A 9078-nucleotide genomic window follows, 5' to 3' on the forward strand; every position below is an offset into this window, starting at 1 on the left:
CATCCGCGACCCTGGCGCATGGCCCTGGCCCATCTGCGATCGGCCTTTGGAGACGTACCGGATCTGGCGGACCTCCCGGTCGTACGTTTTTGCCGATGCCGGTCAGGCACAGGTGATCCTGCAGATGATGGAAAGGGGCGTTAACAGCCCATTTACCTCCAGCCTGGGCCGGCTGTTCGACGCGGTGGCGGCATTGGTCGGTTTGCGTGGCCGGGTGGCCTTCGAGGGCCAGGCGGCCATGGAATTGGAGGCCATTGCCGATGATCACGAGACCGGCCGCTACGCCGTCACTTGGGACGCTCACGCCGACGATCCCCTTGTCATTCCGACCGCGCCCATGATTCAAGCCGTTGTGGATGACCTTCGGGCCAAGCGTTCGCCGGCGGTGATCAGTGCCCGCTTTCACCATACCTTGATCGCCCTGTTCGACGAGCTGTGCCGTCATCTTGGCGCTCGCACCGGCATCCGGCAGGTTGCCTTGAGCGGCGGGGTCTTTCAGAATTGCCGGATGCTGGAAGGCCTCTCCCTGGCCTTGCAAAAAAGTGGATTCGAGGTGCTGACCCACCGTCTGGTGCCGGCCAATGACGGCGGGTTGTCCCTGGGTCAGGCCGTCGTGGCCGCGGCCCAGATAGCAACCCGGATATCGGGTTAAGGAGGTGTTTCGATGACGCTGTCGTTCAGCCAATCCTTTCATGACCCGCGCATCGCCCGGCATCTGGCCGAGCGCATCGCCGGTGCCAGTCACAGGCCCATCCGGCTCATGGAGGTGTGCGGAACGCATACGGTGGCGATCTTCCGTAGCGGCATCCGTTCCCTTCTGCCCCCGACCATCACCCTGCTTTCCGGTCCGGGGTGTCCGGTGTGCGTGACTGCCCAAAAGGAGATCGATGCCTTCATTGCCCTGGCCCGGCAACCGGACACCATCCTGGCCACCTTCGGGGATCTGATGCGCGTACCGGGTACGGGCGGCACCTCCCTGCAGCGCGAAAAGGCCGAGGGGGCGGATGTGCGCATGGTCTATGCGAGCTTTGATGCCTTGACCCTGGCCCGCCAGAATCCGGATAAGCGGGTGGTCTTCCTGGGTGTCGGCTTTGAGACCACGGCACCGACGGTCGCCGCCGCCATCCTGGCCGCCGAAGAGTCCGGGTTGACGAACTTTTCCGTCATGTCGGCCCACAAACTTGTTCCCCCCGCCCTGGAGACGCTGGCCAGCGGGGCGATCAATATCGACGGATTTTTGCTGCCCGGCCATGTTTCGGTGATCATTGGGCGAGATGCCTATGGGCCTTTTTTCGATGCCCATCGGATCCCCTGCGTGGTGGCCGGTTTCGAGCCCACCGACCTCTTGCAGGCGATCGCCATGCTCGTGGAACAGATCGACGCCGGTCGACCGGCTCTCACCAATGCTTACGTTCGGGCGGTTACCGATAGGGGCAATCCCAAGGCCGTGGCGGTCATGGAACGGGTTTTTGCCGTCGCCGACGCCGACTGGCGGGGGATCGGCACCCTTCCGGCCAGCGGCCTGGTGATCCGTGAGACCTATGCGGCTTTCGATGCCCTGCGGGTATTCGGCATCCGGCCGGTACCGGCGGCCCCCCCCAAGGGATGCGCCTGTGGTGAAATCCTCACCGGGGTGAAGATTCCGCCCCAATGCCCCTTGTATAAACGCGTCTGCAACCCCATGGCGCCGGTGGGGCCGTGCATGGTTTCCAGTGAAGGGACCTGCGCTGCCTATTACCGTTACCATGCGGACGACTGAACGCCGTCGTCCGTATTCGAGATGAACGCTTCCCATGCAAAACGACACGCAAGATGATAAGATTATCCTGGATCATGGCAGTGGCGGGAAGATGGCCCATCGCCTGACAACCGATCTTCTCCTGCCAGCTTTCCACAACCCGGCCCTGGCCATGCTCGACGACGGGGCCCGGCTCGATCTGGCCGGTGGTCGGATCGCCTTCTCCACGGACACCTACGTGGTCGATCCGCTGTTTTTTCCCGGCGGCAGTATCGGCGACCTGGCCATCAACGGCACGGTCAACGACGTGGCCATGTGCGGTGCCGTGCCGCTGTACCTGAGTGTGGGGATGGTCATCGAAGAGGGCTTTCCCATGGCCGACCTGAAACGCGTGGTGGTCGACATGCAAGGCGCCGCGAAGACAGCCGGTGTCCAGGTCGTCACCGGTGACACCAAGGTGGTGCCCCGGGGGGCGGCGGACAAGCTTTTCATCAACACGGCCGGCATCGGTGTCATCCACGCCGGGGTGAACGTCTCCGGCGCCAACGCCCGACCGGGCGATGCCGTCATCCTCAGCGGCAGCATGGCGGATCACGGCATGACGATTCTCACGCGTCGTCAGGGGCTGACCTTTGAAACCGACCTGACATCCGACTCGGCACCGCTCAACCACATGGTCGCCGACATGCTGGCCAGTGGATGCGAGATCCATGTCCTGCGCGACCCCACGCGGGGCGGGGTGGGCACCACGCTTAACGAAATTGCCGAGAAATCGCGAGTCGGCATCCGCATCCATGAACGTCGCCTGCCAATCAAACCGGCGGTGGCCGGGGTTTGCGAACTGCTCGGCTTCGATCCGCTTTATGTGGCCAACGAGGGCAAGCTGCTGGCCTTCGTGCCGGCCGATCAGGCCGAGCGGCTGCTGGCGGTGATACGGCAGTCGCCCTATGGCAGGGCGGCCTGTATCATCGGCGAGGTGATCGATGATCATCCCGGCCGTGTTTTCATGAAACCCGTATTGGCGGTGAGCGGATCGTGGATATGCTCACCGGGGAGCAATTGCCTAGAATATGTTGAGGAATCGATGCAATCAAAAGTGGCTCGCCAGCCTTATGGCGGGCCTGTTGGTATCGCTGTTGTGCATGGCCTGTCAGCCTCGGCGGGAAGTTCGCCTGACCGGAAAGACCATGGGCACCACCTATCATATCACTGCGGTGGTCGGCCTGTTGACGTCGACCGATGCGCTTCAGGAGAAGATCGACGCACGTCTGAAAGCCATCAACCGCAGCATGTCCACCTTCGATCCCGACAGTGAACTCAGCCGTTTCAATGCCATCACCACATCAACCGAGCGCTTTTCACCATCGGCGGATTTTCGCCATGTGCTCAAGGTTTCCGCCGAACTCTACCGGCTGACCGACGGGGCCTGGGACGGCACCCTGGATCCGTTGATCAACCTGTGGGGATTCGGACGCAAAGGCATCGTGCACACGGTGCCGGCGGACGAGAAGATCCGGCAGGCCTTGACCCATGTGGGCTTTGATCAGATTCGACTGGACGATGCCGGCCGCATGCATAAGCTCGATCCGGCCGTGACCCTGGATCTGGCCTCGATTGCCAAAGGCTACGGGGTGGACGCCATCGCCCGGCTGCTGGGCGACGCGGACATCGCGGATTTCATCGTCGAGATCGGCGGCGAAGTCTACGCCCGCGGCCATCGGAAAGATGGTAAAGCCTGGCGGATCGGCATCAACCGGCCCGACAAGGAAGCCTCCTTCACTGAGGTCTACAAGGTGGTGCCGCTGACGAATCAAGCCATGGCCACGAGCGGCGACTATCGCATCTTCTTCCAGATCGGAGAGCACGCCTACGCGCATATTCTCGATCCGCGCACCGGCCGGCCGGTGACCAACGGCGTGGTCAGCGCTTCGGTGGTGGCCGCCAACTGCACGGTCGCCGACGGTTTGGCCACCGCCTTGATGGTGATGGGGCCGGAAAAAGGAATCGCCCTGGTCGATCGGCTGCCCGATGTGGCCTGCCTGATCGTCACCCGGGAAGCCGACGGATCGCTCAAGGACCACCCGTCGGCCGGTTTCGTGCTCCATTAAAGGAGCGGTACATAAAGGAGCGGTCCATGACCGCGAAAAATAGAAATCGATCCAAATGCGGTTACCCTGTGACGGCCGCTATTTCCCGTTGACAAGACCGCAATAGTCCTATATTTGGCTTGTGCAGTCATAACAATGCCCATAATATTGATAAGTTATAATTTTAATCAGTAATGCTAAAGACAAACTCGCCGGGAAGCTGTGGCCGGGATGATGCCGGGTGCCCTGGCATGCAAGGAAGGTGAAACGTGGAAATTGCCGTACTGCTCAAACAGGTTCCATCGACCGAGGCCGCCATCGAAATCGCCGATGGCGCCACATCGATCAAGACCGATGGGATCAACTGGGTGATGAACCCCTATGATGAGATGGCCGTTGAAGAAGCCTGAAAACCAAAACCGCCTTGGGCGGCAGCGTTACGGTTTTTCCGTGGGACCGGAAAAAGCGGTCGAGGCTCTGCGCACGGCCCTGGCCATGGGGGCCGATACCGCGGTTCGCATCGATCCCGAGGGCAAGGCGCTGGATGGTCTGGCCACGGCTCGCGTTCTGGCCGGCGAATTGAAAAAGGGAAACTTCGATTTGATCATCGCCGGGCATCGCGCCGTGGACGACGACAACTTCCAGGTTGGTCCGGCCGTGGCCGAATTCATGGATACTCCGCATATCTCCATGGTGATCGCCCAGACGATCGGCGATGGCAAGATCCGCTGCACGCGGACCATCGAGGGCGGGACCCTTGTTCTGGAAACCGCATTGCCGGCCTTGATCACCACCCAGCGCGGTCTCAACGAACCGCGCTATGCCAGCCTGCCGGGCATCATGAAGGCCAAGAAGAAACCCATCGACACCCGCCCGCTTTCGGCCACCGGAACCGATCCGGGAGATCCCATGGTCAAGATCCTTGCCCTGCGCCTGCCGCCCGAACGCAAGCGCGGGCGCGTCATCGACGGCGACGGTCCCGCTGCCAAGGCTGCCGCGCTGGTCAAGATTCTGCGGGAAGAGGCCAAGGTCATCTGACCCAATGACGCCAACCATATTGATTTCATCCGGTGTGAACCATGATGGACCCCGGATCAATGCCATACAGGGAGAAAACTATGTCACAGGGTGTATTGCCTTCACCGAGCTGGTGGACGGCGCATTTAAAACCATATCGTTTGAATCGATTTCGACGGCCAAAGCCATTGCCGACAACATCGGTGGGCCGCTGGTGGCGGCCGTGATGGGTGCCGGCGTGACCGCAACCGCTTCCCAGGCGAAGGAATACGGCGCCGACCGGATCCTGGTGGCCGACCATGAAGAACTGAAGGCGGGCCAGTTGGATGCCTGCATCGCGGCTGCGGCGCAGCTAGTCGAAAAAGCCGATCCGGCGGTGGTGGTGATCGGTTCCACGGCCATGGGCAAGGATATCGCCGCGCGGCTCTCCGCCCGCCTTGGCGCGCCGCTGGCCATGGATTGCGTGGCCGTTCGCGTGGAAAATGGTCAGGTGGTGGCCACCCGTCCCATGTACGGCGGCAAGGTCTTGGCCGACGTCAGCCTGACCGGTTCGCCGGCCATCGTCGCCATCCGCCCCCGGGCCATGGAAGCCGTGGCGGCCGAGGGTGCCGGCGAGGTGGAAGCGGTGACCGTCGATCTGTCCGGCGTTCGTGTGACCCTGATTGAAAAACAGATGGAAACCGGAAAGATCGAGCTGACCGAGGCCGACGTGGTCGTCACCGGCGGGCGCGGCATGGGCGGGAACGACTATAGCGTCGTGGAAGCCTGGCCAAGGTTCTGGACGGTGCCGTGGGTGCGTCCCGCAGTGCCGTGGACGAAGGCTGGCGGCCGGTTTCCGATCAGGTCGGGCAAACCGGCAAGGTCGTGGCCCCCAACCTGTATGTGGCCTGCGGTGTTTCCGGTGCCATTCAGCACCTGGCCGGCATGGCCTCCTCGCGTGTTGTCGTGGCCATCAACAAGGACCCGGATGCACCGATTTTCGCCAAATGCGATTTCGGTATCGTGGATGATTTGTTCGCGGTCGTGCCGGCGATCACCGCCGAAGTGGAGAAGCTGAAAGGCTGATCGTATCGCTGGATTGAACGGATATGCGTGTTTACATTGAAAGCCTGGGATGTGCCCGCAACCAGGTGGATAGCGAGACCATGGCCGGACAGCTGCGGCTGGCCGGCTGGTCGTTGACCCGGGAGCCGGCCGAGGCCGATGCGATCGTGGTCAACACCTGCAGCTTCGTGGAATCGGCGATCGACGAATCCATCGATACGATCCTTGAACTGGCCCGTTTCAAACAGACCGGCCGCTGCCAACGGCTGATCGTTGCCGGTTGTTTGCCCGAACGGTTTCGCGATGCCATCGCCGATGCCCTGCCCGAGGTGGATCAGTTCCTTGGAACGGGCGCGTTTACCCAAATCGGCGAGGCGGTGGCCGGTCAACTGACCGGTAGCGTCTGTCTGCCGGATCCGGACCGCATTTCCATGCAGGACCCGGCGGCGCGTGAACGATCCCAGACGCATACGGCTTATTTGAAAATTGCCGAAGGGTGCAGCCGCAACTGCACCTACTGCATCATTCCCCGGTTGCGCGGCCGCCAGAAGAGCCGGCCCATGGATCAGATCCTGGATGAAGCCCGCCAACTGGTGGCCGCCGGCGTGAAGGAGATCAACCTGGTCGCCCAGGACACCACCTATTATGGCCGCGACCTGCCCGGTGCGGAAGACTTCGCCACCTTGCTGGCACGCCTGGCCGACCTGGCCGGCGATACGTGGATCCGTTTTTTGTACGGCCATCCGGAAAGCATTGCCGATGCGGTGCTCAAGGTGGTCGCCGGTTCTGCAAATCTATGCCCCTATTTCGACCTGCCGGTGCAGCATGCGGCGGAAAAAGTCTTGAAAAAATGGGGCGCCATTACGATAAAGAAAAACTGCTGGATCTGTTCACGCGCATTCGGGCCACGGTTCCCGGCGCCGTCATCCGGACAACCCTGATCGTGGGATTTCCCGGGGAGACAAATGCCGACTTCGAGGAACTGATGGCTTTCGTGGAAACGGCCCGTTTCGACCACTTGGGGGTTTTTACTTACTCCGATGCCGATGACCTGCCTTCCCATCAACTGCCCGGGCATGTTTCCAAAAAGGTGGCCCAAGCCCGGTTTGATGCGATCATGGCCCGGCAGATGGCGATTTCGGCGGATAATTTAAGCCATCGGATCGGGACCGATTTGCCGGTACTGATCGAAGCCCAAGCCGAACCCGGGCTTTATGAAGGGCGATCCATGCTGCAGGCGCCCGAGGTGGATGGCCTGACCTATATCCGAACCCCGACCGATGGCCCTGAGCTGAGCGTTGGCCAGATCATCCCGCTTCGAATTACCGAAACACTGGAATACGACCTGATCGGAACGCTGCCATGAGCGATTTGAAAGCAAAAATCCTGACCGCCGTCAGAGACGATCTCGAAGCCATCGAAATCGCCTTGGCGGACAATCTCAATCCCCACTTCGATCTCGTATCCCAGGTGGCCGGGCACATTCTCTTTGCCGGCGGGAAACGGCTGCGTCCCCTGTTGATGGTCCTGTGTGCCCGGTTGTGCGGTCATAGCGGCAACCATACAGCCCGTTTCGCGACGATTTTCGAGTACCTGCATGCCGCCACACTGTTGCATGACGATCTGGTGGACGATGCCGATATGCGTCGTGGCCGCCCGGTCGCCCATTTGGTCTGGGACAATCCCACCGCCGTGCTGACCGGTGACTTTCTCCTGGCCCGGGGGTTGTCCACGGCCGCCGATACCGGGTTGTGCGAGGTGATTCACGTGATCGCCGGGATTACCGAGAACATGTCCCAGGGAGAAATTCGCCAGATGGCGCGCAAAGGGGATCTCTCCCTGAGCGAGGCCGAGTACCTGGAGGTGATCCGTTGTAAAACCGCGGTGCTGTTTGAAGGCGCCTGCCGGACGGGCGCCTGATCGCCGCTGCGAAGACGGAGCGGGTCGAGGCCTTGACCGCTTATGGCTATCATTTGGGCTTGGCTTTTCAGATGGCCGACGATCTGCTCGACTACACCCAGGATCTGACCGTCTTGGGAAAACGTGCCGGTGCCGACTTGCGTGAGGGAAAACTGACTTTGCCGTTGATCTACGCCCTTTCCCAGGCTCCGGCGGCCGATCGTGATCAAATGGCCGCCCTGATCGAAAAACCCGATTTTTCCGATGCCGAGTTCGCCGCGCTGGTCGAATTACTCCACCACCATGGCGGCATCGCCTACACCCAGGCCCAGGCAGCCAGGCATGTGGCGGCGGCTAAGTCGGCCATCGAGGGATTTGCCGGCCATGCGGCCCGCGAAACCTTGATGGATATTGCCGACTATGCCTTGGTTCGCAAGGCTTGAGCTTGACGGATGCGTAAAAAACCCGATATCGGCGTTACGCGTATCCTTCGTCACTGCGGCGTACGCAAAAGTACGCCTCACTTCTTTGTAGAATCAGTACTTCCGGCGCGGGGAGTCTCTCAAGCCATGTCCGAAGATATACGGCTCAACAACTGGGTGAAAAAGGCGCTCCTGCTGTTTTTCCTGATGGCCATTGCGGGCAATGCCATGGCTGCCGAGCGGACGAAATCGCTGATCGTGCTTGGCTCGGCGCTTATCCATGACCAGGATATGGCTGCCGCCCGGCAGCAGGCGATTTTGGATGCACGGGTTGCCGCCGTGGGCTCGGCGGTCGCGGAAATGCTCACCGAAAAAGCCGTCACCAAGCGTTTTCAGGTGATCAATGAGAACATTTTAAGCCAACCCGATCCCTATGTGAGTCGCGATGAGGTGCTGAGCGAAGCGGTTACCGACCAAAGTCTGCGCGTGCTGATGAAGGTGGATCTGGCCGTCACGCCGCTCAGGCAAGATCTGGCCGGTCTCGGCCTGGGTCTGGCCGGAACCGTTGCTCCCCGGATTCTCTTCATGCTGTCCGAGACGAATGTGGGGGACAGCGCACCCACCATTTGGTGGGGGAAGCAATTGCGCAGCAGTCCTACCGTCAGCGAGGGTGCCATGGCCGCGATTCTTCACTCCGCGGGCTGTAAAATCGTGGGCGGGCATGATTTGAGCGCGCCCCTGGGAATGGCCGATGCCCCGTCCGACCCAGACATGCTGGCGCTGGCCCGGCGGCTGGGGGCGGATGTGGTGATTGCCGGCTCGGCAACGGCGGCGTTGCCCTATGGCGCCGTCAAAACGTGGTCGCGGCGGA

The 9078-nt window shown here is 61.4% G+C and carries 10 protein-coding genes and 2 pseudogenes; all 12 read left to right on the forward strand.

Annotated features, from left to right (window positions below; genetic code table 11):
- The coding region (locus JCM12296_RS40465; RefSeq protein WP_479690889.1) for a Kae1-like domain-containing protein at window positions 1-652 on the forward strand (652 nt) is incomplete at its 5' end.
- Between the two features lie 12 nt (window positions 653-664).
- Window positions 665-1759 (forward strand): hydrogenase formation protein HypD, encoded by a 1095-nt coding sequence (gene hypD, locus JCM12296_RS29790; protein WP_054700626.1) that lies wholly within the window; start codon window positions 665-667, stop codon window positions 1757-1759.
- 34 nt (window positions 1760-1793) lie between these two features.
- Entirely contained in the window at window positions 1794-3053 is a 1260-nt protein-coding gene (hypE, locus tag JCM12296_RS29795; RefSeq protein ID WP_281492202.1) for a hydrogenase expression/formation protein HypE, read from the forward strand.
- Complete coding sequence (locus JCM12296_RS29800; protein ID WP_281492203.1) at window positions 2953-3846, forward strand: FAD:protein FMN transferase; 894 nt, start codon at window positions 2953-2955, stop codon at window positions 3844-3846. The genes hypE and JCM12296_RS29800 overlap by 101 nt, the downstream gene beginning before the upstream one ends.
- 248 nt (window positions 3847-4094) lie before the next feature.
- Window positions 4095-4235 carry a hypothetical protein gene (locus tag JCM12296_RS42750; protein ID WP_218188351.1) on the forward strand — a complete coding sequence of 47 codons (141 nt, stop codon included), beginning with the start codon at window positions 4095-4097 and terminating at the stop codon, window positions 4233-4235.
- Window positions 4222-4863, forward strand: coding sequence for an electron transfer flavoprotein subunit beta/FixA family protein (locus JCM12296_RS29805; protein WP_054700632.1), 642 nt, complete (start codon window positions 4222-4224; stop codon window positions 4861-4863). Before JCM12296_RS42750 ends, JCM12296_RS29805 begins: the two co-directional genes overlap by 14 nt.
- A 4-nt stretch (window positions 4864-4867) precedes the next feature.
- A pseudogene (locus tag JCM12296_RS51015) lies at window positions 4868-5419 on the forward strand (electron transfer flavoprotein subunit alpha/FixB family protein); the annotation flags it as partial.
- A 233-nt stretch (window positions 5420-5652) separates the two neighbouring features.
- On the forward strand, window positions 5653-5907 hold the full coding sequence (locus JCM12296_RS51020) for an electron transfer flavoprotein subunit alpha/FixB family protein (RefSeq protein WP_422699190.1): 255 nt from the start codon (window positions 5653-5655) through the stop codon (window positions 5905-5907).
- A gap of 23 nt (window positions 5908-5930) precedes the next feature.
- Window positions 5931-6827, forward strand: a complete 897-nt coding sequence (locus tag JCM12296_RS29815; RefSeq protein WP_246805110.1) for a MiaB/RimO family radical SAM methylthiotransferase — start codon at window positions 5931-5933, stop codon at window positions 6825-6827.
- Window positions 6737-7252 (forward strand): ribosomal protein S12 methylthiotransferase, encoded by a 516-nt coding sequence (locus JCM12296_RS46225; RefSeq protein WP_246805112.1) that lies wholly within the window; start codon window positions 6737-6739, stop codon window positions 7250-7252. The genes JCM12296_RS29815 and JCM12296_RS46225 overlap by 91 nt, the downstream gene beginning before the upstream one ends.
- Window positions 7249-8228, forward strand: a pseudogene (locus tag JCM12296_RS49965) (polyprenyl synthetase family protein). Before JCM12296_RS46225 ends, JCM12296_RS49965 begins: the two are co-directional and overlap by 4 nt.
- A gap of 126 nt (window positions 8229-8354) precedes the next feature.
- The coding region (locus JCM12296_RS29825) for a hypothetical protein (protein WP_157068016.1) at window positions 8355-9078 on the forward strand (724 nt) is incomplete at its 3' end.

It is taken from the genome of Desulfosarcina cetonica JCM 12296, from assembly GCF_001311845.1.
Lineage (GTDB): Bacteria > Desulfobacterota > Desulfobacteria > Desulfobacterales > Desulfosarcinaceae > Desulfosarcina > Desulfosarcina cetonica.

Excerpts from the sequence above, each read along its gene's own strand:
- hypD (WP_054700626.1), top strand. The coding sequence starts at position 665 with ATGACGCTGTCGTTCAGCCAATCCTTTCATGACCCGCGCATCGCCCGG.
- hypE (WP_281492202.1), top strand. The coding sequence starts at position 1,794 with ATGCAAAACGACACGCAAGATGATAAGATTATCCTGGATCATGGCAGT.
- JCM12296_RS29815 (WP_246805110.1), top strand. The coding sequence starts at position 5,931 with ATGCGTGTTTACATTGAAAGCCTGGGATGTGCCCGCAACCAGGTGGAT.
- JCM12296_RS46225 (WP_246805112.1), top strand. The coding sequence starts at position 6,737 with ATGGGGCGCCATTACGATAAAGAAAAACTGCTGGATCTGTTCACGCGC.